Consider the following 26,676-nt stretch of genomic DNA (forward strand, 5'->3'; position numbering starts at 1 on the left):
GTCAGCCCTCCTCGCGGGGGCGCTCCACCTTGTCCTGCTCCGGCACGATGACGTCGCCACCCTGGCCGGCGCCCGGCCCGATCGCGTCGGGGGTCGACGGGGCGTTGAGCCCCTTCATCCGGGCCAGCTCCGCCTCGACCTCGGACTGGGAGCTCAGCGCCTCGAGCTCGCGGGCGATGTCGTCACCGCTGTTGAGCGAGCTGGCGTCGTCGAGCGCGCCCGTCGCGATCAGCTCGTCGATGGCACCGGCGCGGGCCTGCATCTGCGCGGTCTTGTCCTCGGCGCGCTGGACGGCCGCCCCGACGTCACCCATCTCGTCGCCGATCCCGGACATGGCCTCGCCGATCCGGGTCTGGGCCTCGGCGGCGGTGTAGTTAGCCTTGATCGTCTCCTTGCGCGTGCGGAAGGACTCGACCTTCGCCTGCAGCCGCTGCTGCGCCAGGGTGAGCTTCTCCTCCTCGCCCTGCAGTTGCGCGTGCTGGGCCTTGAGGTCGTTGATCTGACCGGTGAGCCCTGACTTGCGGGTCAGCGCCTCCCGGGCGAGGTCCTCGCGGCCCATGTCGATCGCCTTCTGGGCCTGGTCCTGCAGCTTCTGGGCCTGCTGCTCGAGCTGGTTGACCTGCAGCTCGACCCGCTTGCGGCTCGTCGCCACGTCGGCCACGCCGCGCCGTACCTTGGAGAGCAGCTCGAGCTGGCGCTGGTAGCTGTAGTCCAGCGTCTGTCGAGGGTCCTCGGCCCGGTCGAGGGCCGTGCTCGCCTTCGACCGGAAGATCAGGCTGAGGCGCTTCATGAGACTCATCGGGTGGTGCCCTTCCAGACGTCCAGCGGTGTGGGTCAACCCTACGGCTCGGCGGCAACCACGGCGAGACCGCCGGTAGGCTGGGCGTCCCGTCCGCCCTCCCAGAAGGTCCCCGGTGTTCCGTCGCAACAAGTCCGAGACCGACGTCTCCCCCACCACCACTGCCAGCACTGGCACCGCCACCGCGAAGCCGGGCGGCAAGGGGCGCCCCACGCCCACCCGCAAGGAGGCCGAGGCGGCCGCCCGCGCGCGGGCGAAGGCGCCGCGCACCCGCAAGGAGCAGGCGAAGGCCCAGCGGGCCGCGCGGGCGGAGTCCAGCCAGCAGGTGCGCGCGGCCATGAAGGCCGGTGACGAGCGGTACTACCTGCCGCGGGACCGTGGTCCGGTCCGCCGCTTCGTGCGCGACTTCGTCGACACGCGGTTCTCGATCATCGAGCTGATGATCCCGCTGCTCATCGTCACGATGGTCCTCGGCTACTCGGGCAACCAGGACCTGGCGAGCTTCGGCAACACCCTGCTCATCGGCACGCTGCTGCTGGTGGTCATGGACATGGTGTTCCTCCGCTTCCGCCTGCGGCGCCAGCTGGCCCGCCGGTTCCCCGACGCGGAGACCAAGGGCACGACCTACTACGCCGTCACCCGCGCGATGCAGATGAAGTTCATGCGCCTGCCGAAGGCCCAGGTCAAGATCGGCCAGGACCTGCCCGAGCACTACCGCTAGCGCCCGGGCCGCGGCTCAACGGCCGGGGAAGTCCCGACGCGGCGGCGACTGGGTCTTGGCCGGGTCCCGCTCCACGACGGGTCCGACGACGTCGTCGATCGCCGCCAGCACCGACTCGTCGAGGGTCACGCCGGCCGCCTTGACGTTCTCGGTCACCTGCTCGGGCCGGCTGGCGCCGATGATGGCCGAGGAGACGTTGCGGTTCTGCAGCACCCACGCGATGGCCAGCTGCGACATCGACAGGCCCGCGTCGTCGGCGATCGGGCGGAGGCCCTGCACCCGCTCGAGCACGTCGTCCTGCATCCAGCGCTTGATCATGTCCGCGCCGCCCTTCTCGTCGGTGGCGCGCGAGCCGGGCGGGGGCGCCTGGCCGGGCTGGTACTTCCCGGTGAGCACCCCCTGGGCGATCGGGGACCAGACGACCTGGCCCATGCCGAGCTCCTCGCAGGTCGGGACGACCTCGTCCTCGATGACCCGCCAGAGCATGGAGTACTGCGGCTGGTTGGAGACGAGGGGGATCCGCAGCTCACGGGCGAGTCCGTGCGCGGCCCGGATCTCCTCGGCCCGCCACTCCGAGACCCCGATGTAGAGCGCCTTGCCCTGCCGGACGACGTCGGCGAAGGCCTCCATCGTCTCCTCCAGCGGCGTCTCGTGGTCGTAGCGGTGCGCCTGGTAGAGGTCGACGTAGTCGGTCCCGAGTCGGGTGAGCGAGCCGTCGATCGACTCCATGATGTGCTTGCGCGAGAGGCCGTGGTCGTTGTGCGCGCCGGGCCCGGTCGGCCAGTAGACCTTGGTGAAGATCTCCAGGCCCTCGCGCCGCTGGCCCGCGAGGGCCTTGCCGAGGACGGTCTCGGCGGCGGTGTTGGCGTAGACGTCGGCGGTGTCGAAGGTGGTGATCCCCTCCTCCAGCGCCTGCCGGACGCAGGCGAGGGCGGCGTCCTCCTCGACCTGCGAGCCGTGGGTGAGCCAGTTGCCGTACGAGATGGCCGAGATCTTCAGGCCGCTCGCTCCGAGGTTGCGGATCTCCATGGGCCCGACCGTACTCAGGCGTCGAAGTCCAGCACCACCCGCGGCGAGGTCGGGTGGGCCTGGCAGGCGAGGACGTACCCGGCGGCGACCTCGTCCGGCTCCAGCGCCCAGCTGGTGTCCATCGCCACCGACCCCTCGACCACCCGCGCCCGGCAGGTCCCGCAGACCCCACCGCGGCAGGCGAAGGGCAGGTCGCCGCGGACGGCGAGGGCGGCCTCGAGCACCGGCGCCCCCTCGGGCGCGAGGTCCACCTCGGCCGTCCGGCCCTCGTGGCGTACGACGACGCGCGCGGCGCCGTCGAGCGCGGCCACCGGCGCGGCGGCGCGCGGTGGCGGGTCGGCGTGGAAGAGCTCGGTGTGCACGATCCCGGGCAGCACGCTGCGCAGCTCGGCCAGCAGCGGCTGCGGCCCGCAGACGTACCACTCCTCGACCCCCTCGAGCCCGAGCGCCGCGACGATGCGGCGCATCCGGTCGGCGTCGAGCCGACCGGAGAACAGCTCGGCCTCCTGGGTCTCGCGGGAGAGCACGCGCGCCACCTGGAGCCGCTCGGGGAAGCGGTCCTTCAGGTCGTGGACCTCCTCGAGGAACATCGCCGAGCGCTGGGTCCGGTCGGCGACGACCAGGCTGACCCGCGAGCCGGGCTCGCCCTCGAGCACCGCCGCGACGATCGACAGCACCGGCGTGATGCCGGAGCCGGCCGCGACCGCGCCGTACCACCGCCGGCGGGCGGGGTCCGGCACCGCGGTGAACCGCCCGGCCGGTGTCATCACCTCGAGCCGGTCGCCGGGGCGCAGCCGGGGCACGACGGCGTCGCTGAAGACGCCGCCCGGGAGGCGGCGCACGCCGATGCGCACGGTGCCCGAGGACGGCGGGGCGCACAGGGAGTAGGACCGGCGGACGTCGTCGTCGCCACGCACGCAGACGTGCTGACCGGCGGTGAAGGCGTAGGCCCCGGCCAGCTCCGGCGGCACGGCGAAGGTGATCGCCACGGCGTCGTCGGCCGTCTCCTCGACCGCGGCGACCTCGAGCGTGTGGAAGGGCATGGTCAGATCGGCTTGACCCGCTCGAAGGGCTCGCGGCAGCTGCGGCAGGTCCACAGCGCCTTGCACGGCGTGGAGCCGAACCGGCTCGACTCCCGCGTCCGGAGGCTGCCGCACCGCGGGCACCGGACCGCCAGCGCCACGTCGACCGGTCCGGCAGGGGTGGCCGGGCCGGGCGGCGCGATGCCGTGCGCCGCGAGCAGGGCCCGCCCGCGCGGGGTGATCCAGTCCGTCGTCCAGGGCGGCGACAGCACCACCTCCACGGCGACGCGCCGGTAGCCGGCGCAGGTGAGGGCCTCGACGAGGTCCTCACCGATGGTCTCGACGGCCGGGCAGCCGGAGTAGGTGGGGGTGATCTGGACGTGCACGCACCCGGTGTCGTTCTCCGTGACGTCCCGGAGGATGCCCAGGTCGCCGATGGAGACGACCGGCATCTCGGGATCGGGCACCGCGGATGCGATGCGCCAGGCCGCGCCGTGGGCGACGGGTGCGGCGGGGAAGAGGTCGCGGGTCACCAGCTCGCTCCTGGGTGGGCCCGGGCGACCTGCTGCATCTCGGCGAGCAGGTCGGCCAGGTGCTCGGTGTGGTCGCCCCGACGGCCCCCGCCACCGGCCGGCGGCACGTCGGGAACCGTGAGCGTCGCGGCGTCGAGGACGGCGGTCGCCCGCGCCAGCACGGCCGGTGCCAGCGTGGCGGGGTCGACGCAGGCACCGCTGTCGGGCCGGAGGAGCTCCGCGAGGTAGGGCCACTCGGCATCCAGCGCCGCCTGCGCCCGCCGGTGCGACTCCTCCGTGCCGTCGCCCAGGCGCAGGACCCAGGTCGAGGCGTGGTCGAGGTGGTAGTCGACCTCCTTGACCGCCTTGGCGGCGACGCCGGCCAGCACGGGGTCCGCGCCGGCCGCGAGCGCGGCGTACACCTCGAGCTGCCACGCGGCGAGCAGGAGCATCCGCACCATCGCGACGCCGAAGTCCTGCTGCGGCCGCTCGACGAGGAGGACGTTGCGGAAGTCCTCGGGGCCGCGGAGGTAGGCGAGGTCGTCCGCCGAGCGGCCGGCACCCTCGAGCGACCCGGCGTGCGCGAGGAGCGCCCGGGCCTGGCCGAGCTGGTCGAGCCCGATGTTGGCGAGCGCCACGTCCTCCTCCAGCTCCGGCGCGCGGCTGATCCACCAGCCCAGGCGCTGGGCCGTGACGAGCGCGTCGTCGCCGAGGCCGAGCACGGCGTCGACGGAAGTCGCGGACGTGGTCACAGGTGCTCCACGCCGTCGGGCACGGTGTAGTGCGTCGGGTGCCGGTAGTCCTTGTCCGCGGCGGGGTCGAAGAGTGCCCCGCGGCGGGCCGGGTCGGAGACCACCAGGGCCGCGGAGGGGACCACCCAGATCGAGACGCCCTCCTGCCGTCGGGTGTAGACGTCCCGGGCGTTGCGCAGCGCGAGGTCGGCGTCCGGGGCGTGGAGGGAGCCCGCGTGGACGTGCGCCATGCCGCGGCGGGCCCGCACGAACACCTCCCACAGCGGCCACGAGGCCGCCGTCGCGCTCATGCCGCCGGCTCTCTCGTCGCCTGCTTCGCGGCGTACGCCGCAGCCGCTTCACGCACCCACGCGCCCTCCTCGTGGGCGCGGACCCGGTGGGCGATCCGCTCGGCGTTGCACGGGCCACGGCCTGCCACGACCTCGTCGAGCTCCGCGAAGTCGACCGGCCCGAAGTCCCAGTGGCCCCGCTCCTCGTTCCATCGCAGGTCGGGGTCCGGCAGCGTGAGTCCGAGCGCCTCGGCCTGGGGGACGGCGATGTCGACGAACCGCTGGCGCAGCTCGTCGTTGGTGAACCGCTTGATCCCCCAGGCCATCGAGCGCGCCGTGTGCGCGGACTCGGCGTCGGGCGGGCCGAACATCATCAGCGAGGGCCACCAGAACCGGTCGACCGCGTCCTGCGCCATCGCCTTCTGGCCCGCGGTCCCGTGGCTGAGCGTGTGGAGGATCTCGAAGCCCTGCCGCTGGTGGAAGGACTCCTCCTTGCAGATCCGCACCATCGCGCGGGCGTAGGGGCCGTAGGAGCAGCGGCACAGCGGCACCTGGTTGACGATGGCGGCACCGTCGACCAGCCAGCCGATCGCCCCGACGTCGGCCCAGGTGAGGGTCGGGTAGTTGAAGATCGAGGAGTACTTCTGCCGGCCGGCGTGCAGGGCGTCCAGCAGCTGCGCCCGCTGGACAGGCTCCCCGTCGGTGGCCAGCGTCTCGGCCGCGGCGTACAGGTAGAGCCCGTGGCCCGCCTCGTCCTGGACCTTCGCCATCAGGATCGCCTTGCGCCGCAGGCTCGGCGCCCGGGCGATCCAGGCGGCCTCGGGCTGCATGCCGATGATCTCCGAGTGGGCGTGCTGGGCGATCTGACGCACCAGGGTGCGGCGGTAGCCCTCCGGCGACGGGTCGTCGGGCTCGACCCGCTCCCCCGCGGCGAGGAGGGCGCGGAAGTCGGCCGGCTCGTCCCCCAGCGGCTCCTCCATGGCGGCACGCTAGCACCGTCGTGTGACACACGCCAGCACCTGGGGGGCGATTCTGTCACAACCCCTGGCGGCTGGGAGGATGCCGACATGAGCAGTCCGACCGCCGACGTGAGCGTCCGCATCGCGTGGGCCGACGACGCGCCGGCGATCGCGGCCCTGCAGCTGCGCACCTGGCCCGAGACGTACGGCGCAGCACTCCCCGCCGACGCCTTCCCCTCCGGCCCCGAGGCGCACGAGCAGGCCGCGGCGGCCTGGCACGCGTCGCTGTCCCGCCCTGGCGACGCGCGCCACCGGGCCCTGGTCGCGCTCGAGCACAACCGCGTCGTCGGCTTCACCATGGTCGGCCCGTCGGCGGACCCCGACTGCGACCCGGTCGTCGACGCGGAGCTGGCCGAGCTCACGGTCGACCCGGCCGAGCGGGGGAAGGGGCACGGGTCCCGCCTGCTCCAGGCCGCCGTCGACACCATGCGGGCCGACCGGTTCACCCGCGCGGTGCTGTGGGCGGCGGTCGGCGACGACGCCCTGCGCCGCTTCCTCACCGAGGCGGGCTGGGCGCCGGACGGTGCGCACCGGGAGCTCGACCTCGACGGCGAGGGGACCACCACCCTCAAGCAGGTCCGGCTCCACACGAGCCTGCAGGAACCGGGCTGACCGCGGCCGTGCTCGAGACGCGCGAGCGGAGCGCCATCATCCGGGACGGCCTCGGGGTCGGTGTCGCCACCGGGGCGTACGGCGTCTCCTTCGGAGCCGTGTCGGTGGCCGCGGGCCTCGACGTCTGGCAGACCTGCGTGCTGTCGCTGCTGATGTTCACCGGCGCCTCGCAGTTCGCCCTGGTCGGGGTCGTCGCCGCCGGCGGCGCGCCGCTCTCCGGCGCGCTGGCGGCCCTCCTGCTCGGCACCCGCAACACCCTCTACGGCCTGCGGGTCGCACCCCTGCTCGGCTGGCGTGGCTGGCGGCGCGCCGCAGCCGCGCACCTGCTGATCGACGAGTCGACGGCGATGTCGGTGACCCGTCCCACCGGGGACGCGGCCCGGCTGGGCTTCGTGGTCACCGGCGGGTCGGTGTTCGTGCTGTGGAACCTCGCCACGCTCGCGGGCGCCCTGGCCGGCACCGTCATCGGTGACCCGCGGACCTACGGGCTCGACGCGGCGGTCGGCGCGGCGTTCCTGGCCCTGCTCTGGCCCCGGCTCGACACCCTGCGCCACCGACTGGTGGCGGTCGCCGCCGCCGCGGTGGCGCTGGGCGCGGTGCCCGTGACCGCGGCGGGCGTGCCGGTGCTCGTGGCCGCCGGCGTGGCGCTGCTCGCCGGGGTCCTCACCCGGGAGAGCCGAGGCACCGGGGAGGCCGCGCGATGACGACGTGGGCAGCGGTGGTCATCGCCGGCGTGGGCTGCTACCTGCTGAAGCTCGGCGGGATGTCCGTGCCCGCGCGGGTCCTGGACCGGCCGCTCGTCGCCCGGGTGGCCGACCTGATCCCCGTCGCCCTGCTCTCGGCGCTGGTGGCGGTCCAGGTGCTCGCGGAGGGGCAGGCCCTGGTCGCCGACGCCCGGCTCGCCGGGCTCGGTGCAGCGGTGCTGCTGCTCGCGCTCCGCGCGCCGTTCCTCGTCGTGGTCTTCGGGTCGGCGCTCGTCGCCGCCCTCGTCCGCCTGGTCTGAGCGGCGGGCCGGCAGCTCCCGGCCGCAGCGCCGCCGGGTCGGCCCTCAGTCGAGGTCGAGGTAGTGCTCGAGGCCGACGGTGAGGCCCGGACGGTCGGCGACGCCCCGGACGCCGGCGAGCACCCCGGGCGTGAAGGAGGCACGGTCGAGGGAGTCGTGCCGGATGGTGAGGGTCTCCCCCACTCCCCCGAGCACGACCTCCTGGTGCGCGACCAGCCCGCGGATCCGCAGGCCGTGGACGCGGACCCCGTCGACGTCGGCTCCCCGAGCACCCTCCAGCCCGGTGCTGGTGGCATCGGGGACCGGACCGAGGCCGGCCTCCCGGCGGGCCGCCGCCACGAGCTGCGCCGTACGCCGTGCGGTGCCGGAGGGCGCGTCCGCCTTGTCGGGGTGGTGGAGCTCGACGATCTCGACGGACTCGTAGAACGGCGCGGCCGCAGCTGCGAAGCGCATCATCAGGATCGCGCCGATGGAGAAGTTGGGGGCGATGAGCACGCCGGTGCCGGGCGCGTCGGCCAGCCACCCTTGCAGGGTCGCGAGACGCTCGTCGTCGAAGCCCGTCGTGCCCACGACGGCATGGATGCCACGCTCGATGCAGAACCGCAGGTTGTCCATGACCACGTCCGGGTGGGTGAAGTCCACGACCACGTCGGCCCGGGCCGCGACCAGGGCCTCGACGTCGTCGCCGGCGTCCACCTCGGCCACGAGCTCGGTGCCGTCCGCCTCGGCGACGGCGCGGCACACCTCGGCGCCGACCTTGCCGCGCGCCCCGAGGACGCCCACCCGGATGCTCTGCGCTGCTGCCTCGTTGGTCACCCTCCCACGCTAGTGGGACCGGCCTCGGCAACCAGTGGTCGGGGCGTTCTGGCAAGGTTGACCTCATGGCTGTGCAGGCGATCCCGGCGCGCATCCGCTGGGCCGTGGACTTCATGGACGTCCAGCCCTCCGACCACGTGCTCGAGATCGGCTGCGGTCCGGGGGCCGGCGCGGAGGCGATCTGCGCCAAGCTCGACACCGGCAAGCTCTTCGCGATCGACCGCTCGGAGTCGGGCGTCGACCGCACCAAGCGCCGCAACCAGAAGCACGTGGACGTCGGCCGGCTCACCGTGCGACAGATCGACCTCGCGACGCTGCGGGTCCCGGTCAAGCGGCTGCACAAGGTCTTCGCCTTCAACGTCAACCTCTTCTGGGTGCGCTCCTGCGCCGACGAGGTCGCACTGCTGCACGAGCGGGTCCTGCCCGGCGGGGCCGTCTTCCTCTTCTACGAGGTGCGCTTCCCCCACCAGGTCCCCGAGATCATCTCGAAGGCGTCGGCCTCCCTGGCCGAGGGCGGCTTCCGGGTCTCGGTGGTCGAGCAGAAGCAGCCGCCGGTCATCGGCATCATCGGCCGCCGCTGACGGCGAGAACCTGATAGCACCTCGACATTAGGCAATTCCCTAATGTAGGGTCGCCATCAGGTCTCAGTCGATCGAGGAGGTCATGGATGTCGCGCACCCTCGCCGTCGTGACCGTCGACCAACGGGCCAGCCGGAGCGGCGAGGACCGGGTCCCCGAGGCGCTGGCGGCCCTCGCGGCCCTGCCCGACCTTGCCGACCGCCCGCTGCTGCGGCCCTTCGAGCGCACGGCCGGCGACGAGCTCCAGGGGGTCGTCGACGACCCCGGCACCCTCGTCGCGGTGGTCGGCGCCCTGCTGCGCACCCAGGCGTGGTACGTCGGCATCGGCATCGGGGAGGTCGAGGAGCCACTGCCCGACAGCGCCCGCGCCGGCCGCGGCGCGGCGTACCTGCACGCCCGCACCGCCGTCACGGCGGCCAAGAACAGCCCCTGGCAGCTCCGCGTGGTCGGTGACGACCCGGACGCCCGCTCGCTCGAGACGACCCTGTGGCTGTGGGCCGCCGTCCTGGCCCGGCGCACCGCACGCGGGTGGGAGGTGGCCGAGCTCGTCACCGAGGGCCTGTCCTACGAGGAGGCCGGACGCCGGCTCGGCATCAGCCAGTCGGCGGTCAGCCAACGGGCCCAGGCGGCCGGCATCGTCGAGGCCCGCCGCGCCGCGGAGCTCGCCACCACCCTCGCCGCCAGGCTGCTGGGGCAGGCGCCGTGAGCCCGGAGAACGTCGGGCAGCTCCTGCTCGTCCTCCTCGGCTTCGCCGCCGCGGCCTGCGCGGCGGCGTGGACCCGGGCCGGCGAGCGGGTCTTCGTGCCCGCGACGGCCGCCCTGCTGCTGGCCGCCGGCGGCGTCGCCGGGCTGTCGCCGGCCGTCGAGGTCGACGGACGACCGCTGACCGCCCTGTTGGTGCTGCTCGGTGGGGTCGTGGCGATCGGCGGTGGCGGACCTGTCACCGCCCGCATCTTCGCCCTGGTGGACCGGGAGGACGTCTCCGCCGACCGGGCCGCGTCGATCGACCGCGCCGGCGAGCTGCTGCGCGGCGGCGCGTGGATCGGCGCGCTGGAGCGCACGGCGATCTACGCCACCCTGGTCGCGGGGTGGCCCGAGGGCCTGGCCGTGGTCCTCGCGCTCAAGGGCCTCGGCCGCTACCCCGAGCTCCGAGACGCCGAGGGCAACGCCCGGCACGGCGCCACGGAGCGGTTCATCATCGGGACCTTCACGAGCGTGCTGTGGGCCGCCGGCTGCGCGGCGGTCGTGGTCCTGGCCCGGTAGGGCCGGACCACCCGGGGCTCACTCGGGGCTCACTCGGGGCTCACTCGGGCCCGACCTCGGCGAGCACCTCCGGCCCGGCGAACACCTCGGCGGCGACCGCACGGACCTCCTCGAGGGTGACCGCGTCGATCCGGGCCATCACGTCGTCGATCGAGAGCAGCTCGTCGTAGACCAGCTCCGCCTTGCCCAGCCGCGACATCCGTGACCCGGAGTCCTCCAGCCCGAGCACCAGGCCACCGCGCAGCTGACCCTTCCCCCGAGCCAGCTCCTCGGCCGTGATGCCCTCCGCCGCGACCTTGGCCAGCTCCGCGCGGACCGTGGCGAGGACCTCGGCGCGCTTGGCCGGCAGGCACCCGACGGAGACGCCGACGACGCCGGAGTCGGCGTGGCTGCCCGAGAAGGAGTAGACCGAGTACGCCAGGCCGCGACGCTCCCGGACCTCCTGGAACAGCCGGCTGGAGGTGCCGCCCCCCAGGGCGGTGTTGAGGACACCCAGCGCGAAGCGCCGGTCGTCGTTGCGGCCGAGCCCCTCCATGCCGAGCACCAGGTTCACCTGCTCGAACGGCCGCGTCGTCGACCGCTCGCCCGGCTGCACCGGCAGCCAGGGCTCGCTGCCCCGCGCCGGCGCGGGGGCGTCGCCGCCGCCCTCCAGGAAGCCGTTGCGCGAGAACGCCGCGGCGACCTGCTCGACCAACGCCTCGTGGTCCAGCGCACCGGCGACCGAGACGACCATGCTTCCCGGACGGTAGTGCTCGCGGTAGAAGTCGTGGACCTGCGCGCGGGTCAGCGCGGTGATCGAGTCGACCGTCCCGGCGATGTCCCGGCCGAGCGCGGAGTCGGTGCCCCACGCCTGCGCGGCGAAGAGGTTGTGCACCACGTCGTCGGGATCGTCGTCGTGCATGGCGATCTCGTCGAGGATCACGTCGCGCTCGGCCTCGACGTCCTCCTCGGCCAGCAGCGAACCGGTGACCATGTCGCCCAGGACGTCGACCGCCAGCGCGAGGTCCTCGTCGAGGACCCGCGCGTGGAAGCAGGTGTACTCCTTGGCGGTGAAGGCGTTGAACTCCCCGCCGACCGCGTCCAGCGCGATCGAGATGTCGAGCGCCGAGCGCTCCGCGGTGCCCTTGAACAGCAGGTGCTCGAGGAAGTGCGAGCAGCCGTGGAGGGTGGCGGACTCGTCGCGGGAGCCGACTCCGACCCAGACGCCGATCGCGGCGGACCGGACGCCGGCCATCTCCTCCGAGATCACCCGCAGCCCGCCGGGCAGGACGGTGCGCCGCACGGTCGAGGTCACCTGGCCGGCGGCGTCCCGGACGGTCTGGAGGACCTCGGTCGGCCGGACCGGCTCGGAGCGGTGGGAACGGGACGACCGGCCGGCAGCGGGCTGCCGGCCGGTCGTCGTGGTCCGTGGAGCCACGATGGAGGTCAGGCCTCCTCGGTGGCCTCGGCCTCGGGGGCCGCCTCGGCGTCGCCGCCGTCGGCCTCCTCGACGACCGGGACCAGCGACAGCTTGCCGCGGTCGTCGATCTCGCCGATCTCGACCTGGATCTTCTGGCCGACCGAGAGCACGTCCTCGACGGCGTCGACGCGCTTGCCCCCGGCGAGCGGACGCAGCTTGCTGATGTGCAGCAGGCCGTCCTTGCCCGGGAGAAGCGAGACGAACGCACCGAAGTTCGTCGTCTTCACGACCGTGCCGAGGTAGCGCTCGCCGACCTCGGGCATCGTCGGGTTCGCGATGGCGTTGATCGCCGAGCGGGCGGCGTCGGCGGCCTCGCCGTTGGTCGCACCGACGTAGATCGTGCCGTCGTCCTCGATGGAGATCGAGGCGCCGGTGTCGTCCTGGATCTGGTTGATCACCTTGCCCTTCGGGCCGATGACCTCGCCGATCTTGTCGACGGGGATCTTGATGGTGATGATCCGCGGCGCGGTCGGGGACATCTCCTCGGGGGCGTCGATGGCCTCGGCCATGACGTCGAGGATGGCGTGGCGGGCGTCGCGGGCCTGGGTGAGCGCCGCGGCGAGCACGTCGGCCGGGATGCCGTCCAGCTTGGTGTCGAGCTGCAGGGCGGTGACGAACTCCCGGGTGCCGGCGACCTTGAAGTCCATGTCGCCGAAGGCGTCCTCGGCGCCGAGGATGTCGGTCAGGGCGACGTACTTGGTCTCCCCGTCGATCTCACCGGAGACCAGGCCCATCGCGATGCCGGCGACCGAGGCCTTCAGCGGCACGCCGGCCTGCAGCAGCGAGAGCGTGGAGGCGCAGACCGAGCCCATCGAGGTGGAGCCGTTGGACCCCATCGCCTCGGAGAGCTGGCGGATGGCGTACGGGAACTCCTCGCGGGTGGGGAGGACCGGGAGCAGCGCGCGACGCGCGAGCGCACCGTGGCCGACCTCGCGACGCTTGGGCGAGCCCACGCGGCCGGTCTCGCCGGTGGAGAACGGCGGGAAGACGTACTTGTGCATGTACCGGCGGTGCTTCTCCGGGGAGAGCGTGTCGAGCTGCTGCTCCATCTTGAGCATGTCCAGCGTGGTGACACCCAGGATCTGGGTCTCGCCGCGCTCGAACAGCGCCGAGCCGTGCACCCGCGGGATCACGCCGACCTCGGCATGCAGGGGACGGATGTCGGCGAGGCCACGACCGTCGATGCGGACCTTGTCGCGCAGGATGCTCTCGCGGACCAGCTGCTTGTTCAGCCCACGGAACGCGGCGCCGATCTCCTTCTCGCGGCCCTCGAACGTGCCGGCGAGCTGGTCGAGCAGCCCCGCCTTCAGCTCGCTGGTGCGCTCCTCGCGCTCGGCCTTGTCGGCGATCTTCATCGCCGCGGCCAGGTCGGCCCGGACGGCGGACTCGACGGCCTCGTAGACGTCGTCCTCGTAGTCGAGGAAGACCGGGAAGTCCTGGACCGGCTTGGCGGCCGCGCCGGCGAGCTCGGCCTGCGCCTCGCACAGCTGCTTGATGAACGGCTTGGCAGCATCGAGGCCGCTGGCGACGACCTCCTCGGTCGGCGCCTGGACACCGCCCTGGACGAGGGTCCAGGCCTGCTCGGTGGCCTCGGCCTCGACCATCATGATCGCGACGTCACCGGTGTCGGTCACCCGACCGGCGACGACCATGTCGAAGACGGCGTCCTCGAGCTGGCTGTGGGTCGGGAACGCCACCCACTGGCCCTCGATGAGGGCGACGCGGACGCCGCCGACCGGGCCGGAGAACGGCAGGCCGGAGAGCTGCGTCGAGATCGAGGCGGCGTTGATGGCGAGCACGTCGTACGGCGTGTCGGGGTCGAGCGCCAGGACGGTGATGACGACCTGGACCTCGTTGCGCAGGCCCTTCTTGAACGTCGGGCGCAGCGGGCGGTCGATGAGGCGGCAGGTGAGGATGGCGTCCTCGCCCGGGCGGCCCTCGGACCGGAAGAACGAGCCGGGGATCTTGCCCGCGGCGTACATCCGCTCCTCGACGTCGATCGTCAGGGGGAAGAAGTCGAAGTGGTCCTTGGGCTGCTTGCCGGCGGTCGTCGCCGAGAGCAGCATCGTGTCGTCGTCGAGGTAGGCCGTGACGGAGCCGGCGGCCTGCCGGGCGAGGAGCCCGGTCTCGAACTTGACGGTGCGGGTGCCGAACTTGCCGTTGTCCAGAACGGTCTCGACGGCGGAGATGACGGGGTCGGTCAAAGGGGATCCCTTGTCTGTCGCGGAGCGATCCGCGGCGTCCCGCATGGCGTGAGGCCGGTCTTCGATCGAGGCCCGCAGGCGCGCCGTGGGCGCCTCTCCTGAGGGCCACTACCGAGGACCGGGCCGAAACGGCGGGTCGCTCCTGGTGTGGTGAAGTTGTCCGGTTCTGAATCTAGCGCAGGACGGCGCGAGCGCCGCCGCGCCACGGGGCCGGTCAGGCCCCGAAAAGCGTGAAGGGCCCACCAGCGGTGGGCCCTTCACGGAGCATCAGCGGCGCAGGCCGAGACGCTCGACGATCGAGCGGTAGCGGTCGATCTCCGTCTTCTGCAGGTAGTTCAGCAGCCGACGGCGCTGACCGACCAGCAGGAGCAGGCCACGACGGCTGTGGTGGTCGTGCTTGTGCTGCTTGAGGTGCTCGGTGAGGTGGGAGATGCGGTGGCTGAGCAGCGCGATCTGCACCTCGGGCGAACCGGTGTCGCCCTCGGTCGTGGCGTACTCCGCCATGATCCGCTTCTTGGTCTCCCGGTCGGTTCCGATCGACATGCGGGCTCCTTCCGGCCGCTGGGGCCTGGTCGCTGCGCGGCGCGCCGGGGCCTGTTCACCCGGGCACTCTGGTTCCGCGGCCGTTCTACGGCGGTCGCCCGGGTCCTCCGGGCAACCGCAGCAGACTAGCGCGGGCGCGGGCAGCAGCCCAAAACGCCGACCAGCACGCCGACCAGCACGCCGACCAGTACGCCGACCAGTACGCCGATCAGTACGCCGGCGGGTCCTCGCGCCGGGTCGTGGTGACCGTCCCTTCCTTGCTCCGTCGGCTGTTCATCGTGACGGCGGTCAGCACGAGCACGAGCACCCCTCCGGCCGCCATGATCCAGCCCACCATCGTGAGGTCGACCCCCTCGATGGCGTCGCTCACGGCGAGCGCGAGGATCAGACCGACGACGAGGAGGAAGACTCCGAGTCCGTAGCCCATGAATTGTCCTTTCCCAGGGGTCATCGCACCGAGGTGGGCGCGCGCGACGCACCGGTGCCCGGGCGCGCCGCTCCGGAAACCGCCGGCCCCGGAACGTCTGGACCTGACCGGCTGCCGGTCGGGTCGGTCAGCCGGCCAGCACCTCGGCCGCGGCCGCACGCGCGGCGGCCGGGTCGTCGGCGCCGAGCGCGGCCTCCGCAGCCTCCTCGCACCGCTCGAAGGTGACCGTTCCCAACCGTGCGCCGACCGACCGCACCGCCGTCTCGGCCATTGACACGGAGGTGACGCCGAGCCCGACCAGGACACAGGCCAGCAGCGGGTCGGCGGCGGCCTCGCCACACACCCCCACCGGCTTCCCGGCGCGGCGACCGGCCTCGGCGGTGATCGCGACCAGCTGCAGCACCGCGGGCTGCCACGGGTCGGTCAGGTGGGCGAGGTCCGAGGCCATCCGGTCGGCGGCCATCGTGTACTGGGTGAGGTCGTTGGTGCCCAGCGAGAGGAAGTCGACGACCCCGAGCAGGCGATCGGCCAGCAGCGCTGCGGCCGGCACCTCCACCATCACGCCCGCCTTCAGCCCCCGGGCGCGCACGGCGCTGGCGAAGTCCGCTGCCTCGGCGACGGTCGCGACCATGGGAGCCATCACCCAGGCCTCCACGCCGGTCTGCGCGGCGGCGGCCGCCACCGCGTCGAGCTGCCGCTCGAGCAGGCCGGGGTTGTCGAAGGAGAGCCGGAAGCCGCGGACACCCAGCGCCGGGTTGTCCTCGCCGCTGTGGGTCGCGAAGGCGACCGGCTTGTCCGACCCGGCGTCCAACGTCCGGACCACGACGTACCGACCCGCGAACGGGCGCATCACCGAGGCGTAGATGGCGGTCTGCTCCTCCACCGAGGGTTCCTCGACCCGGTCGAGGAAGCACAGCTCGGTCCGGAAGAGTCCCACGCCCTCGACCGGGCCGGCCGCCGCCGATGCCGACGAGGTCCCGTCCGCCACGTTCGCGAGGACCTTCACCGCCACGCCGTCGGCCGTCCGGCCGGGCCCACCCCAGGTGGCCACGGCCTGCCGGGCCTCGCGGTCGGCGGCGACCCTGCGCTCGGCCGAGGCGGGGTCGGGGTCGAGCTCGAGGGCGCCGACGGCACCGTCGACCAGCACTCGCGTGCCGGTCGTCAGCCGGGTCGCGCCGGCGGCGCCCACGACGCAGGGGATCCCCAGCTGGCGGGCGATGATCGCGGTGTGGCTCGTCGGCCCACCACGCTCGGTCACGAGGGCGAGGACCGACCGGGGGTCGAGCCCGGCCGTGTCCGAGGGCGCCAGGTCCTCGGCGACCAGCACCGACGGGACGTCCGGCGCCGGGACGCCGGGTTCGGGCTCCCCGACCAGGTGGGCGACGACACGTCGCTCGATGTCGCGCAGGTCGGTGACCCGCTCCGCCATCAGCCCGCCCATCGTGGTGAAGATCCCGGCGAACTGCTCGACCGCAGCCCCGACTGCGGTCAGGAGGTCCTCCCCCGCGCGCAGGTGCTTGCGCACCGCCGAGCGCAGTCCCGTGTCGCCGGCGAGGCCGGCGCTGGCCGTGAGCACCTCGGCGGCCGCACCGGCGGCCACCACGGCCCGCCTCTTGAAGGAGTCCGTCACGGCAGCGACGGCCGCGTCGTAGGCCGCGAGTGCTTCCGCCTCCCCCGCGCTGGGCCGGGCGGCGAAGCGGGCGATCGCCTCGGCAGGGACCTCGGCCCGGACGAGCAGGACCGGACCGTGAGCGACGCCCGGGACAACGGGGGTGCCGGAGAGCGAGGAGATGGCCATGTGCCCGAGTAAACGCCCCTACCCCTTGACAGTCAACCGATACGGGCATAAAACAACACATACACAGATTCCTGACGACAGGTGGCTCATGTACGCGGAGGAACGGCAACAGGCCATGGCCGAGCTCGTCGCCGAGCGCGGGCGGGTCTCGGTGGTCGACCTCGCCGAGCGGTACGACGTCACGACCGAGACCGTGCGGCGCGACCTGTCCGCCCTCGAGCGGTTGGGCCTGGTGCGTCGGGTCCACGGCGGAGCGGTCCCGGCCGGGCGCCTGCCCAGCATCGAGGCAGGCCTGCTCGAGCGCGACCAGGCCAACACCACCCAGAAGGACCGCATCGCCCGGGCCGCGCTGAGGCTGCTGCCTCCCGCCGGCGCGACGGTGCTCCTCGACGCCGGCACGACGACCTCGCGGTTGGCCACCCTCCTGCGCGACCACCGCCTCACCGTGCACACCCACGCCCTGCCGGTGGCGAGCCGCCTGGCGAGCCACCCCCGGGTCGACGTGCACCTGCTCCCCGGCCGGGTCCGCGCCACGACCCAGGCCGCGGTCGGCGCCACCACCGTGGCGGCCCTCGGACGCCTCCGGGTCGACGTCGCCTTCCTCGGCGCCAACGGCGTCTCGACCGGTCACGGGCTCTCGACCCCGGACGGCGACGAGGCGGCGACGAAGCAGGCCATGGTGCGCAGCGCACGACAGGTCGTGGTGCTGGCCGACGCCAGCAAGGTGGGCGCCGAGTCCCCGGTCCGGTTCGCCGACCTGTCGGAGGTCGACGTGCTCGTCACCGACGACGGCGTCGACGAGCTGGAGCGACGCGAGCTGGAGGACGCGGGCCTCGAGGTGGTGGTCGCGTGATCCTCACCGTCACGCCGAACCCGAGCCTGGACCGCACCGTGACGCTGGACGGGCCGGTGACCCGGGGCGCGGTGCACCGTGCGGTCGAGGTGGTCTCCCAGGCAGGCGGCAAGGGCGTCAACATCTCGCGCGCCTCGGTGGTCGCCGGCGTCGCGTCGGTCGCCGTCGTGCCGGCACCCCCGGAGGACCCCTTCGTCCTCGAGCTGCTCGCTGCCGGGATCGACTGCCGTCCCGTTCCCTCCGCCGGTGCGCCGCGGGTCAACATCACCCTCACCGAGCCCGACGGCACCACGACCAAGGTCAACTCCCCCGGGCCGACGGTGACACCGCAGGTGCTCGACGGCCTGTCCGCCGCCCTGCGCAGCCGGGCCGGCACGGCCGAGTGGGTCGTCCTCGCGGGCTCGCTCCCCCCCGGAGCGCCCGTGGACTGGTACGCCGAGCGCGTCGCCGACCTCCGCGGCTCCGCGCGGGTCGCGGTCGACACCAGCGACGCCCCGCTGCAGGCCCTGGTCGACGGGCTGCCCGGGTCCGCCCCCGCGCTGATGAAGCCCAACGCCGAGGAGCTCGCCTCGTTCACCGGCACCGACCCCGAGGAGCTCGAGTCGCATCCCCGCGCCGCCGCTCGCGCGGCGGCGACGCTGCTCGACCGTGGTGTCGGCGCCGTGCTGGCGACCCTCGGCGGCCGCGGCGCCGTCCTCGTCACCGCCGGAGGCGCCTGGCACGCCGGCCCACCGCCGACCACCGTGGTGAGCACCGTCGGCGCCGGCGACTCGAGTCTCTTCGGCTACCTCCTCGGCGACCTGCGTGGGCTCCCGCCCGCGGACCGGCTCGCCCTCGCGGTCGCCTACGGCAGCGCCGCGGCCGCCCTTCCCGGCACCACCATCCCGCGTCCCGACCAGGTCCGCCCGGACCTCGTCACCGCCCACCGGCTCGACCTCACACCTGGAGCAACCGCATGAGCGACCTCATCACCCCCGACCTGGTGCGGCTCGGCGCCGGGCTCGGCAACGACAAGCAGGCAACGATCCGAGCGCTGGCGGGCGTCGTCGCCGGGGCTGGGCGCACCGACGACGTCGACCAGCTGGCCGAGGACGCGCTGGCCCGGGAGGCCACGTCCAGCACCGGCCTTCCCGGCGGCATCGCGATCCCCCACTGCCGCACGAGCGCGGTGTCCGAGCCGACGCTCGCCTTCGCGCGGCTGGACCCGGCGGTCGACTTCGGCGCCAAGGACGGCCCGGCCGACCTGGTGTTCCTCATCGCTGCTCCCGAAGGCGGCGGCACCGTGCACCTCCAGCTGCTCACCAAGCTCGCCCGCGCACTGGTCAAGCCGGACTTCACCCAGGCGCTGCGCGGAGCCGACAGCGCGGAGGAGGTGGTCGCCCTCATCAGCAGCGAGGTCGGAGCCTCCGACGCCGGTACGGCGGCCGGTCGGGCCGTCGAGCCGACCGCGCCCGCGCGGGTCGACCCCGCGCCCTCCGCGGAGCGCCGCCGGCTCGTCGCGGTCACCGCCTGCCCCACGGGTATCGCCCACACCTACATGGCGGCCGAGGCGCTGGAGGCCGCCGCCGAGCGGGCGGGGGTCGACCTCGCCGTCGAGACCCAGGGGTCGGCCGGGTCCACCCCCCTCGACCCGGCCACGGTCGCGGCGGCCGAGGCGGTCATCTTCGCGGTCGACGTCGGGGTCCGCGACCGCGGTCGGTTCGCCGGGAAGCCACTGGTGTCCTCCGGCGTCAAGCGCCCCATCGACGAGGCCGACGCGATGATCGCGGAGGCCCTCCGGCAGGCCGAGGCCCCTGACGCCCTCCGCGTCGAGGGCGGGGGCGGGGACGCCGGCAGCGGCGGGGACCCGCACGCTCGGGCGGCGGAGAGCTGGGGCGGCCGGGTCCGTCGGGTGCTCATGACCGGCGTGTCGTACATGATTCCCTTCGTCGCCGCCGGTGGACTGCTCATCGCCCTCGGCTTCCTCCTCGGTGGCTACGAGATCGTCGGCCCCGGCCGCAGCATCGTGGTCGACAACTCCCTGACCGACCTGCCGGACCCCGCCGCGCTCGGGCTGGACCACGCGCTGTTCGGCTCCGGGCTGATGGCCTACCTGGGCGCACTGCTCCTCGTCATCGGCCAGACCGCGTTCGCCTTCTTCATCCCGGCGCTCGCGGGGTACATCGCCTACGCCATCGCGGACCGTCCCGGCATCGCCCCGGGATTCGTCATGGGCGGCCTCGCGGCCAACACCATCGGCACAGCCGGCGAGGGCGCCTACCCGGCGACCGGCTTCCTCGGCGCCATCGTCGGTGGCGTGCTCGCGGGCCTGGTCGCCCACTGGATCGCCGGCTGGCGGACGCCGAGCTGGGCGCGCGGCCTCATGCCGGTCCTGGTCATCCCGCTCCTGACCAGCATCCTGGTCGGTGCACTCATGCTCGTCGTGCTCGGCCGGCCGATCAGCTGGCTCATGGGGCAGCTCGAGGACGGGCTGTCGTCGATGAGCGGCAGCAGCGCCATCGTGCTCGGCGCGGTGCTCGGGTTGATGATGGCCTTCGACATGGGCGGCCCGCTGAACAAGGTCGCCTACAGCTTCGCCGCGGCCGGTGTCGGCGGCGCCTCGCTGGCCGCCGACGCGCCGGAGCTGCGCATCATGGCGGCGGTGATGCTGGCCGGCATGGTGCCGCCGCTGGCGCTGGCCCTGGCGACCGTCGTGCGGCCCACCTCCTTCACCGTCCCCGAACGGGAGAACGGGAAGGCGGCCTGGCTGCTCGGCGCCTCCTTCATCACCGAGGGAGCCATCCCCTTCGCGGCGGCCGACCCGCTGCGCGTCATCCCGTCGATCATGCTGGGCAGCGCGGTCACCGGCGGCCTCGCGCAGGCTTTCGACGTCTCGGTCCGCGCCCCCCACGGCGGTGTGTTCGTGCTCTTCGCCGTCGACGGCGTCCTCGGGTTCGTGATCGCCCTCGTCGCCGGCGTCCTCGTCGCGGCTGCGGCAGTCGTCACACTGAAGTCCCTCGGCCGACGCGGCCCGGACGCCACGGTCACCGCCTGACGGCTGCCGTCACCAACCCGCAGGTTCCACCCACCAGCACCATCCCCAGCACCGAAGGAGCGCACCATGCCCACCAGGACCGTCGTCGTCGGCTCGGCCGTCGGCCTCCACGCCCGCCCCGCCGCGATCATCTCCGAGGCAGCCGCCGAGCTCGGCTCCGAGGTGCTCATCGGCCTGCCCGGCGAGGAGCCGGTCGACGCCTCCTCCGCCCTGCTCATCATGACCCTGGGCGCCGGCAACGGCGACGAGATCGAAGTCAGCGGCGACGTCGAGGCCGACGTCGCCGCGGTCGCCGCACTGGTCGAGCGCGACCTCGACGCCTAGGTCTCAGGCTCGGTCGCGCAAGGCCAGGTAGACGGCGCGGACGCCGACCGCCCGCTCGAGCTCACGCAGCACGGTGCTGAAGAACTGCTCGCGGTAGGCCTCGTCGGTCACGGTCGAGACGGTGAGGTAGAGGTTCGAGAACGCCGCCAGGAACAGCGAGACCTGGAAGAGCGCGACGCTGACGTGGTCGAGGTACGGCAGGTTACGGATCTCCGACACCTTCATCCCCGTCCAGCCGGCCTGCGTCTCCGGCTCCATGACCAGCGCCCCGAAGAGCAGGAAGAACAGCAGCACCGTCCCGGCCAGCAGGAGCACCTGGACCGCCTGCATGACCACCAGCACGAGCACGAGGTTCCAGCGCTCGAAGCCGGTCACGGTGGCGTACGACGCCGGGTCGGCCGACGGGTCGGCGACCAAGGTCCGGCACTCCTCGTCCAGGGGCGTCCCTGCGCACGCCCGCAGCAGGAAGGCGTCGTCCACGTCGTCGTCGGTCCGGTCCACCTCCTCGGGCAGCCGCACCAGCAGGAAGCCGACCGCGAGCAGCCCGAAGAGGAGCACCACCAGCCACAGGGTCCCGGGGTCGAGGCTGGCCGAGAGCTCCCACGCCTCCGCGTTGATGAAGAGGAAGGTCACGAAGAGCAGCAGCAGGGGCAGCGCCCGGCTCATCATCGGGAGCAACGTCCGCAGGCTGCCCAGCGCCCGGTGCAGCGCCCAGCGGATGATCGGCCGGGCCCGCAACGACGTCAGCGCGTACGCCACCGCGCCGAGCAGTCCCGCGGTGAGCAGGAACGCCGGCGCCGCGGTCAGCTCCTCCGACAGCCACGCGATCACCACGCCCCCACCCACCGCGAGGGCGACGGTCAGCGTCGCGGCCGGCAGGAACCGCCGCGGCCGGAGCGCCTCCCGCGCGGCGTGCCGCTCCTCGGGCACGAAGTAGGAGAGGCCATGGTCGAGGAACCACCGCTCGGTCGCCGCCAGCGTCGCCCGCGCCGACGGGTCCGGCCCGCTGGTCACGGGTCGAGCAGCTCGCGGGCACGCCGGACGTCGTCGGCCATCTGGTCGACCAGCTCCTCGACGGAGGCGAAGGTGGTCATGCCGCGCAGCCGCTCGACGAAGGAGACCTCGACCTCCACGCCGTACAGCTCGAGGTCGGTGCGGTCCAGGACGTAGCTCTCCACCCGACGCTCGCGGGCACCGTGGAAGGTGGGGTTCGTGCCGACGGAGATGGCGGCGGGGTGGCGCTCGCCGGTGTCGAGGCGCCGCAGCCAGCCGGCGTAGACGCCGTCGGCGGGGACCGCCATCAGCCCGCCGGTCGGCACGTTCGCGGTCGGGTAGCCCAGCTCGCGGCCCCGCTGGTCCCCGCGGACCACCTCGCCGCGCACGGCGTAGGGCCGGCCGAGGGCCTCGGCGGCCCCGGTCACGTCCCCGGCCGCCAGGCAGGTGCGCACGTAGGTCGAGGACCAGACCATCGGGCCGCCGTCGAGCGGGATGCCCTCGGCCGTGAAGTCGTGCACGGCGCCCAGCTCGGTGAGCGTCGCGACGTCGCCGGCCGCCCGGCTGCCGAACCGGAAGTTCGCCCCGACCACCACCGCTGCGGCCCGCAACGCGTCGACGAGGACCCGGGTGACGAACTCCTCGGGGGTCCAGGCCGCGACGGAGCGGTCGAACGGCACGGCGAGCACGCCGTCCGCGCCGGCCTCGGCGAGCAGGTCCGCGCGGGCGTCGACGGTCGTCAGCGCCGTGGGCGCGTGCTCCGGGCGCAGCACCGCCATCGGGTGCGGGTCGAAGGTGACCGCGACGACGGCCAGGCCCCCGCGCTCGCGGGCGAGCTCCCGGGCCCGGGCGAGCACCCGCCGGTGACCGAGGTGGACGCCGTCGAAGTTGCCGACGACGACCACGGTGCGACCGAGGTCGTCGGGAACGTCCTCGAGCGAGCGCCAGACCTGCACGAGCGGCACCCTACCGAGCAGCCGCTCAGACGAAGACGGCAACCGGCCGGGCGGCGCCGCCGCGGGGCTCGTAGAGCGCGAGGAACTCACCCGACGGCGCGAAGACCGCGGTCAGCCCGGACAGCGCCAGGTCCAGCGGCCGACCCACCCGGACGTCCGCCGCGGCGGCGTCGTCGAGGTCGTACGCCGGGAACGCCGCGCGGGCGGCCTCCGCGATGGGGACCAGCCCGCTGCCGGCGGCGAAGTCGTCCGTCAGCTGTTCCAGCGTCCGCGCGACGTCGAGGCCGTAGGGCCCGACCGCCGTGCGCCGCAGTGCGGTGAGGTGGCCGCCGACCCCGAGCCGGGCGCCGACGTCCCGTGCGATCGCGCGGACGTAGGTGCCGCTGCTGCACCGCAGGCGGACGTCGACGTCGAGCACCTCCTCGCCCCGGCGCACGCCGCCGACGACCAGCTCGTGGACGGTGACCGACCGGGCGGGAAGGTCGACCTCCTCGCCCGCACGCACCCGCTGGTAGGCCCGCTTGCCGTCGACCTTGATCGCCGACACGGCCGTCGGCACCTGCTGGAGCTCACCCACCTGCTCGGCGAGCGCCGCGCGGAGGTCGGCCTCGCCCACACCTTCCGCCGAGATGCGCGTGAGCTCCTCCCCCTCGGCGTCGTCGGTGGTGGTCGACGCTCCGAGCCGGATCGTCGCGGCGTACGCCTTGTCGGTGAGCATCAGGTGGCCCAGCAGCCGGGTCGCCCGGTCGACGCCGAGCACCAGCACGCCGGTCGCCATCGGGTCGAGGGTGCCGGCGTGGCCGACCTTCCGCGTGCCGGCCAGCCTGCGGACCCGGGCGACCACGTCGTGGGAGGTCATCCCCCCGGGCTTGTCGACGACGACGAGACCCGGCTCGGTCACTCCCGGTCGTCCGGCACGTCGCCCGTCTCGTCGGGCTCGTCGCCCGCCTGGTCCTCGGCCTCGTCCTCGGCGGAGCGGGGCTTCTTGTACGGGTCGGGCTCGCCGGCGTACGTCTCCTGTCGGCGGGCTGCCACCTCGGCGTCCAGCGCCTTGGCCCGCGCCAGCACCTCGTCGAGGTGCCGGGCCGACTCGGGCAGCGCGTCGGCGACGAAGGTCAGCGTCGGCACGTGCCGCATGCCGAGCTGCTTGCCGACCTCGGACCGGATCAGGCCCTTGGCCGACTCCAGCGCGGCGGCCGTGCCGGCGAGGGCGGCCTCGTCGTCCTCGGCCGCTCCCCCGGCGCCGGCCAGCACCGTGTAGAAGACGGTCGCCTGCTGGGTGTCGCCGGAGACCCGCACGTCGGTGACCGTCACGAAGCCGAGCCGCGGGTCCTTGACCCGGCGCTCGAGCATCTCGGCGACGATGACCTGGATCCGGTCGGCGATCTTGCGCACCCGGGGGCTGCTCATGGTCCTCACTCTCTCAGAACGTCACAACATGGCTGGCACGGCGGAGAACGGAACGGCGGGTCCCCCACTTCCGTGGAGGACCCGCCGACCGGGTGCTGGCTCAGCCGCGCGGGATCTCGCGCATCTCGAACGCCTCGACGACGTCGCCTTCCTTGATGTCCTGGAAGTTGCGCAGGACCAGACCGCACTCGAAGCCCTCGCGGACCTCGGACGCGTCGTCCTTCTCCCGCTTGAGCGACGCGAGGTCGAGGTTGTCGGCCACCACGGCGCCGTCACGGATGACGCGCACCTTGGCGTTGCGTCGGATGACGCCCGAGGTGACCATGCAGCCGGCGATGTTGCCGATCCGGGAGGAGCGGAAGATCGCACGGATCTCCGCCTGGCCCAGGGTCGACTCCTCGTACTCCGGCTTGAGCATGCCCTTGAGGGCCGCCTCGATCTCCTCGATCGCCTGGTAGATGACCGAGTAGTAGCGGATCTCGACGCCTTCCTTGTCCGCCATCTCGGTCGCCTTGCCCTGCGGGCGGACGTTGAAGCCGATGATGATGGCGTCGGAGGCGGCGGCCAGGTCGACGTTGGTCTCGGTGATCGCACCGACACCGCGGTCGATGACGCGCAGGGTGACCTCGTCGCCGACGTCGATCTGCGACAGCGAGTCCTCGAGCGCCTCGACCGAACCGGACACGTCGCCCTTCAGGATCAGGTTGAGCTCCTGGCTCTCGCCCTTCTCCATCGAGGCCATGAAGTCCTCGAGCGTGCGGCGGACGCGGCGCTTGGCCTGCATGGCCGCCCGCTCGCGGGCCTCGCGCTTCTCGGCGATCTGGCGGGCCATCCGGTCGTCCTCGACGACGAGGAAGTTCTGACCCGCCCCGGGCACGGCCGAGAGGCCCAGCACCATCGCCGGACGCGCCGGCGTGGCCTCGGTCAGCTCGTTGCCGTGCTCGTCGAGCATCGCCCGGACCCGGCCGTGGGCCGGACCGGCGACGATCGAGTCCCCGACGCGCAGCGTGCCGCGCTGGACCAGGACCGTGGCGACCGGACCGCGACCGCGGTCCAGGTGCGCCTCGACCACGAGGCCCTGGGCGTCCTGCGTCGGGTTGGCCCGCAGGTCCAGCGACGCGTCGGCGGTGAGCACGACCGCCTCGAGCAGCTTGTCCAGGTTGAGCTCGGACTTCGCCGAGACGTCGACGAACATCGAGTCGCCGCCGTACTCCTCCGGCACCAGGCCGTACTCGGTCAGCTGGCCGCGGACCTTCGTCGGGTCGGAGTCGGGCTTGTCGATCTTGTTGACCGCCACGACGATCGGCACGCCGGCGGCCTTGGCGTGGTTGAGCGCCTCCACCGTCTGCGGCATCACGCCGTCGTCCGCCGCGACCACGAGGATCGCGATGTCCGTCGCCTGCGCACCACGGGCACGCATCGCGGTGAACGCCTCGTGACCCGGGGTGTCGATGAAGGTGATCCGGCGCTCGTCCCCGTCGACGTCCGCGGCGACCTGGTAGGCACCGATGTGCTGGGTGATGCCACCGGCCTCCTTGTCGACCACGTTGGCGCTGCGCAGCGCGTCGAGGAGCTTGGTCTTTCCGTGGTCGACGTGGCCCATGACCGTGACGACCGGCGGACGCACGACCAGGTCGGCCTCGTCGCCCTCGTCCTCGCCGAACTCCAGGTCGAAGGACTCGAGCAGCTCGCGGTCCTCGTCCTCGGGCGAGACGACCTGGACGACGTAGTTGAGCTCCTCGCCGAGCAGCTCGAGCGTGGCGTCGTTGACCGACTCGGTCGCGGTCACCATCTCGCCGAGGCTGAAGAGCATCTGCACCAGCTGTGCGGCGTCCACGCCGATCTTCTCGGCGAAGTCGGTCAGGGACGCGCCACGCGCCAGGCGGACGGTCTCGCCGTTGCCCTTCCGGACGCGCACGCCGCCGATCGTCGGGGCCTCCATGGCCTCGAACTCCTGGCGACGCGCCCGCTTGGACTTGCGGCCGCGGCGCGAGGGACCGCCCGGGCGACCGAAGGCACCCTGGGTCTGACCGCGCTGACCGGGGCGGCCACCACCGGGACGGCCGCCGCCGAAGCCGCCGGGGCGCCCGGGGGCACCGCCGGGGGCGCCGCCGGGACCACCACGGCCCGGAGCGCCGCCACGTGGGCGTGGGCGTACCGCTCGGGGACGTCGCTGGCGGCCATCGCCTCGCTCAGCGACTCCGCGGACCGGGCGAGGTTGGCATGGGTCGTCGCCGGCAGGGCGTACGGGCTGGGCTGCTGGAATCCGGACTGCTCCA

The 26,676-nt window shown here is 73.5% G+C and carries 29 protein-coding genes; 11 read left to right on the forward strand and 18 right to left on the reverse strand.

From position 1 onward, the window contains the following. Position 1 precedes the first annotated feature (1 nt). Positions 2-799, reverse strand: coding sequence for a PspA/IM30 family protein (locus ACSMHG_RS09430; RefSeq protein ID WP_435744072.1), 798 nt, complete (start codon positions 797-799; stop codon positions 2-4). 115 nt (positions 800-914) lie between these two features. On the opposite strand from ACSMHG_RS09430, the gene ACSMHG_RS09435 reads away from it, so the two are divergent. Further along, complete coding sequence (locus ACSMHG_RS09435) at positions 915-1,520, forward strand: DUF3043 domain-containing protein (protein WP_435744074.1); 606 nt, start codon at positions 915-917, stop codon at positions 1,518-1,520. Between the two features lie 15 nt (positions 1,521-1,535). On the opposite strand, the gene ACSMHG_RS09440 is transcribed toward ACSMHG_RS09435, so the two are convergent. Genes ACSMHG_RS09440 through paaA form a run of 6 tightly spaced genes read right to left on the reverse strand, consistent with a single transcriptional unit; the run spans position 1,536 to position 6,084 of the window. Continuing rightward, entirely contained in the window at positions 1,536-2,549 is a 1,014-nt protein-coding gene (locus ACSMHG_RS09440; RefSeq protein ID WP_435744076.1) for an aldo/keto reductase family protein, read from the reverse strand. Between the two features lie 14 nt (positions 2,550-2,563). Further along, a complete protein-coding gene (locus ACSMHG_RS09445) occupies positions 2,564-3,592 on the reverse strand; it encodes a 2Fe-2S iron-sulfur cluster-binding protein (protein WP_435744079.1) in 1,029 nt (342 codons plus the stop codon). A 2-nt stretch (positions 3,593-3,594) separates the two neighbouring features. Further along, positions 3,595-4,104 carry a 1,2-phenylacetyl-CoA epoxidase subunit PaaD gene (gene paaD, locus ACSMHG_RS09450; protein ID WP_435744082.1) on the reverse strand — a complete coding sequence of 170 codons (510 nt, stop codon included), beginning with the start codon at positions 4,102-4,104 and terminating at the stop codon, positions 3,595-3,597. Next, complete coding sequence (paaC, locus tag ACSMHG_RS09455) at positions 4,101-4,835, reverse strand: 1,2-phenylacetyl-CoA epoxidase subunit PaaC (RefSeq protein ID WP_435744084.1); 735 nt, start codon at positions 4,833-4,835, stop codon at positions 4,101-4,103. The genes paaD and paaC overlap by 4 nt, the downstream gene beginning before the upstream one ends. Next, positions 4,832-5,125, reverse strand: coding sequence for a 1,2-phenylacetyl-CoA epoxidase subunit PaaB (gene paaB, locus ACSMHG_RS09460; protein ID WP_435744087.1), 294 nt, complete (start codon positions 5,123-5,125; stop codon positions 4,832-4,834). The genes paaC and paaB overlap by 4 nt, the downstream gene beginning before the upstream one ends. After that, positions 5,122-6,084 carry a 1,2-phenylacetyl-CoA epoxidase subunit PaaA gene (gene paaA / locus ACSMHG_RS09465; RefSeq protein ID WP_435744090.1) on the reverse strand — a complete coding sequence of 321 codons (963 nt, stop codon included), beginning with the start codon at positions 6,082-6,084 and terminating at the stop codon, positions 5,122-5,124. Before paaA ends, paaB begins: the two co-directional genes overlap by 4 nt. Before the next feature lie 87 nt (positions 6,085-6,171). On the opposite strand from paaA, the gene ACSMHG_RS09470 reads away from it, so the two are divergent. From ACSMHG_RS09470 to ACSMHG_RS09480, 3 genes are read left to right on the forward strand one after another with little or no spacing between them, the layout of a single operon-like run. Then, complete coding sequence (locus tag ACSMHG_RS09470; RefSeq protein WP_435744093.1) at positions 6,172-6,735, forward strand: GNAT family N-acetyltransferase; 564 nt, start codon at positions 6,172-6,174, stop codon at positions 6,733-6,735. A gap of 8 nt (positions 6,736-6,743) precedes the next feature. Further along, on the forward strand, positions 6,744-7,439 hold the full coding sequence (locus tag ACSMHG_RS09475) for an AzlC family ABC transporter permease (protein ID WP_435744095.1): 696 nt from the start codon (positions 6,744-6,746) through the stop codon (positions 7,437-7,439). Continuing rightward, positions 7,436-7,738 carry an AzlD domain-containing protein gene (locus tag ACSMHG_RS09480; RefSeq protein ID WP_435744098.1) on the forward strand — a complete coding sequence of 101 codons (303 nt, stop codon included), beginning with the start codon at positions 7,436-7,438 and terminating at the stop codon, positions 7,736-7,738. The genes ACSMHG_RS09475 and ACSMHG_RS09480 overlap by 4 nt, the downstream gene beginning before the upstream one ends. A 45-nt stretch (positions 7,739-7,783) precedes the next feature. Here the strand turns inward: ACSMHG_RS09480 and dapB are convergent, their stop codons facing one another. Further along, positions 7,784-8,527 carry a 4-hydroxy-tetrahydrodipicolinate reductase gene (gene dapB, locus ACSMHG_RS09485; RefSeq protein ID WP_435744144.1) on the reverse strand — a complete coding sequence of 248 codons (744 nt, stop codon included), beginning with the start codon at positions 8,525-8,527 and terminating at the stop codon, positions 7,784-7,786. A gap of 92 nt (positions 8,528-8,619) precedes the next feature. Between dapB and ACSMHG_RS09490 the strand changes: the two genes are divergently transcribed. From ACSMHG_RS09490 to ACSMHG_RS09500, 3 genes are all read left to right on the forward strand, one after another. After that, complete coding sequence (locus ACSMHG_RS09490; RefSeq protein ID WP_435744100.1) at positions 8,620-9,135, forward strand: class I SAM-dependent methyltransferase; 516 nt, start codon at positions 8,620-8,622, stop codon at positions 9,133-9,135. Between the two features lie 86 nt (positions 9,136-9,221). After that, entirely contained in the window at positions 9,222-9,839 is a 618-nt protein-coding gene (locus ACSMHG_RS09495) for a transposase (protein WP_435744102.1), read from the forward strand. Further along, on the forward strand, positions 9,836-10,396 hold the full coding sequence (locus ACSMHG_RS09500; RefSeq protein ID WP_435744104.1) for a hypothetical protein: 561 nt from the start codon (positions 9,836-9,838) through the stop codon (positions 10,394-10,396). The genes ACSMHG_RS09495 and ACSMHG_RS09500 overlap by 4 nt, the downstream gene beginning before the upstream one ends. A gap of 40 nt (positions 10,397-10,436) precedes the next feature. On the opposite strand, the gene ACSMHG_RS09505 is transcribed toward ACSMHG_RS09500, so the two are convergent. The 5 genes from ACSMHG_RS09505 to ptsP form a co-directional block, all read right to left on the reverse strand. Beyond that, the gene (locus ACSMHG_RS09505) at positions 10,437-11,813 is read right to left on the reverse strand and encodes a M16 family metallopeptidase (RefSeq protein WP_435744107.1); all 1,377 of its coding nucleotides are present in this window, start codon (positions 11,811-11,813) and stop codon (positions 10,437-10,439) included. An 8-nt stretch (positions 11,814-11,821) separates the two neighbouring features. After that, positions 11,822-14,059: a polyribonucleotide nucleotidyltransferase gene (locus tag ACSMHG_RS09510; protein ID WP_435744109.1), complete on the reverse strand. Its 2,238-nt coding sequence runs from the start codon at positions 14,057-14,059 to the stop codon at positions 11,822-11,824. A gap of 267 nt (positions 14,060-14,326) precedes the next feature. Then, positions 14,327-14,602, reverse strand: coding sequence for a 30S ribosomal protein S15 (gene rpsO / locus ACSMHG_RS09515; RefSeq protein ID WP_435744111.1), 276 nt, complete (start codon positions 14,600-14,602; stop codon positions 14,327-14,329). Between the two features lie 208 nt (positions 14,603-14,810). Beyond that, complete coding sequence (locus ACSMHG_RS09520; protein WP_435744113.1) at positions 14,811-15,029, reverse strand: DUF6458 family protein; 219 nt, start codon at positions 15,027-15,029, stop codon at positions 14,811-14,813. Positions 15,030-15,156: 127 nt separating this feature from the next. Continuing rightward, positions 15,157-16,827: a phosphoenolpyruvate--protein phosphotransferase gene (gene ptsP, locus ACSMHG_RS09525; RefSeq protein ID WP_435744116.1), complete on the reverse strand. Its 1,671-nt coding sequence runs from the start codon at positions 16,825-16,827 to the stop codon at positions 15,157-15,159. An 88-nt stretch (positions 16,828-16,915) separates the two neighbouring features. Here ptsP and ACSMHG_RS09530 point away from each other — a divergent pair, with 88 nt between their 5' ends. The 4 genes from ACSMHG_RS09530 to ACSMHG_RS09545 all read left to right on the forward strand — a co-directional run bounded on the left by ACSMHG_RS09530 (position 16,916) and on the right by ACSMHG_RS09545 (position 21,038). Next, the gene (locus ACSMHG_RS09530; protein ID WP_435744119.1) at positions 16,916-17,680 is read left to right on the forward strand and encodes a DeoR/GlpR family DNA-binding transcription regulator; all 765 of its coding nucleotides are present in this window, start codon (positions 16,916-16,918) and stop codon (positions 17,678-17,680) included. Continuing rightward, on the forward strand, positions 17,677-18,639 hold the full coding sequence (locus tag ACSMHG_RS09535; protein WP_435744122.1) for a 1-phosphofructokinase family hexose kinase: 963 nt from the start codon (positions 17,677-17,679) through the stop codon (positions 18,637-18,639). The genes ACSMHG_RS09530 and ACSMHG_RS09535 overlap by 4 nt, the downstream gene beginning before the upstream one ends. Next, a complete protein-coding gene (locus ACSMHG_RS09540; RefSeq protein ID WP_435744124.1) occupies positions 18,636-20,714 on the forward strand; it encodes a PTS fructose transporter subunit IIABC in 2,079 nt (692 codons plus the stop codon). The genes ACSMHG_RS09535 and ACSMHG_RS09540 overlap by 4 nt, the downstream gene beginning before the upstream one ends. Positions 20,715-20,780: 66 nt before the next feature. Beyond that, positions 20,781-21,038 carry an HPr family phosphocarrier protein gene (locus ACSMHG_RS09545; protein ID WP_435744126.1) on the forward strand — a complete coding sequence of 86 codons (258 nt, stop codon included), beginning with the start codon at positions 20,781-20,783 and terminating at the stop codon, positions 21,036-21,038. A gap of 3 nt (positions 21,039-21,041) precedes the next feature. On the opposite strand, the gene ACSMHG_RS09550 is transcribed toward ACSMHG_RS09545, so the two are convergent. The 5 genes from ACSMHG_RS09550 to infB all read right to left on the reverse strand — a co-directional run. After that, a complete protein-coding gene (locus ACSMHG_RS09550; RefSeq protein ID WP_435744128.1) occupies positions 21,042-22,052 on the reverse strand; it encodes a hypothetical protein in 1,011 nt (336 codons plus the stop codon). Next, positions 22,049-22,987: a bifunctional riboflavin kinase/FAD synthetase gene (locus ACSMHG_RS09555; RefSeq protein WP_435744130.1), complete on the reverse strand. Its 939-nt coding sequence runs from the start codon at positions 22,985-22,987 to the stop codon at positions 22,049-22,051. The genes ACSMHG_RS09550 and ACSMHG_RS09555 overlap by 4 nt, the downstream gene beginning before the upstream one ends. Before the next feature lie 25 nt (positions 22,988-23,012). Continuing rightward, entirely contained in the window at positions 23,013-23,888 is an 876-nt protein-coding gene (truB, locus tag ACSMHG_RS09560; RefSeq protein ID WP_435744132.1) for a tRNA pseudouridine(55) synthase TruB, read from the reverse strand. After that, positions 23,885-24,397 (reverse strand): 30S ribosome-binding factor RbfA, encoded by a 513-nt coding sequence (gene rbfA, locus ACSMHG_RS09565; RefSeq protein ID WP_435744134.1) that lies wholly within the window; start codon positions 24,395-24,397, stop codon positions 23,885-23,887. Before rbfA ends, truB begins: the two co-directional genes overlap by 4 nt. Before the next feature lie 100 nt (positions 24,398-24,497). Next, on the reverse strand, positions 24,498-26,676 hold a 2,179-nt coding region (gene infB, locus ACSMHG_RS09570), incomplete at its 5' end, for a translation initiation factor IF-2 (protein WP_435744136.1).

Origin of the sequence: Nocardioides ureilyticus, assembly GCF_051280745.1 — a bacterium.
GTDB lineage: Bacteria > Actinomycetota > Actinomycetes > Propionibacteriales > Nocardioidaceae > Nocardioides.

What these genes read in the sequence shown, in the direction of transcription:
- ACSMHG_RS09430 (WP_435744072.1), bottom strand. Translation starts at nt 799, where the DNA reads ATGAGTCTCATGAAGCGCCTCAGCCTGATCTTCCGGTCGAAGGCGAGC.
- ACSMHG_RS09440 (WP_435744076.1), bottom strand. Translation starts at nt 2,549, where the DNA reads ATGGAGATCCGCAACCTCGGAGCGAGCGGCCTGAAGATCTCGGCCATC.
- ACSMHG_RS09445 (WP_435744079.1), bottom strand. Translation starts at nt 3,592, where the DNA reads ATGCCCTTCCACACGCTCGAGGTCGCCGCGGTCGAGGAGACGGCCGAC.
- paaB (WP_435744087.1), bottom strand. Translation starts at nt 5,125, where the DNA reads ATGAGCGCGACGGCGGCCTCGTGGCCGCTGTGGGAGGTGTTCGTGCGG.
- paaA (WP_435744090.1), bottom strand. Translation starts at nt 6,084, where the DNA reads ATGGAGGAGCCGCTGGGGGACGAGCCGGCCGACTTCCGCGCCCTCCTC.
- ACSMHG_RS09470 (WP_435744093.1), top strand. Translation starts at nt 6,172, where the DNA reads ATGAGCAGTCCGACCGCCGACGTGAGCGTCCGCATCGCGTGGGCCGAC.
- ACSMHG_RS09480 (WP_435744098.1), top strand. Translation starts at nt 7,436, where the DNA reads ATGACGACGTGGGCAGCGGTGGTCATCGCCGGCGTGGGCTGCTACCTG.
- ACSMHG_RS09490 (WP_435744100.1), top strand. Translation starts at nt 8,620, where the DNA reads ATGGCTGTGCAGGCGATCCCGGCGCGCATCCGCTGGGCCGTGGACTTC.
- ACSMHG_RS09495 (WP_435744102.1), top strand. Translation starts at nt 9,222, where the DNA reads ATGTCGCGCACCCTCGCCGTCGTGACCGTCGACCAACGGGCCAGCCGG.
- rpsO (WP_435744111.1), bottom strand. Translation starts at nt 14,602, where the DNA reads ATGTCGATCGGAACCGACCGGGAGACCAAGAAGCGGATCATGGCGGAG.
- ACSMHG_RS09520 (WP_435744113.1), bottom strand. Translation starts at nt 15,029, where the DNA reads ATGGGCTACGGACTCGGAGTCTTCCTCCTCGTCGTCGGTCTGATCCTC.
- ptsP (WP_435744116.1), bottom strand. Translation starts at nt 16,827, where the DNA reads ATGGCCATCTCCTCGCTCTCCGGCACCCCCGTTGTCCCGGGCGTCGCT.
- ACSMHG_RS09530 (WP_435744119.1), top strand. Translation starts at nt 16,916, where the DNA reads ATGTACGCGGAGGAACGGCAACAGGCCATGGCCGAGCTCGTCGCCGAG.
- ACSMHG_RS09540 (WP_435744124.1), top strand. Translation starts at nt 18,636, where the DNA reads ATGAGCGACCTCATCACCCCCGACCTGGTGCGGCTCGGCGCCGGGCTC.
- ACSMHG_RS09545 (WP_435744126.1), top strand. Translation starts at nt 20,781, where the DNA reads ATGCCCACCAGGACCGTCGTCGTCGGCTCGGCCGTCGGCCTCCACGCC.
- rbfA (WP_435744134.1), bottom strand. Translation starts at nt 24,397, where the DNA reads ATGAGCAGCCCCCGGGTGCGCAAGATCGCCGACCGGATCCAGGTCATC.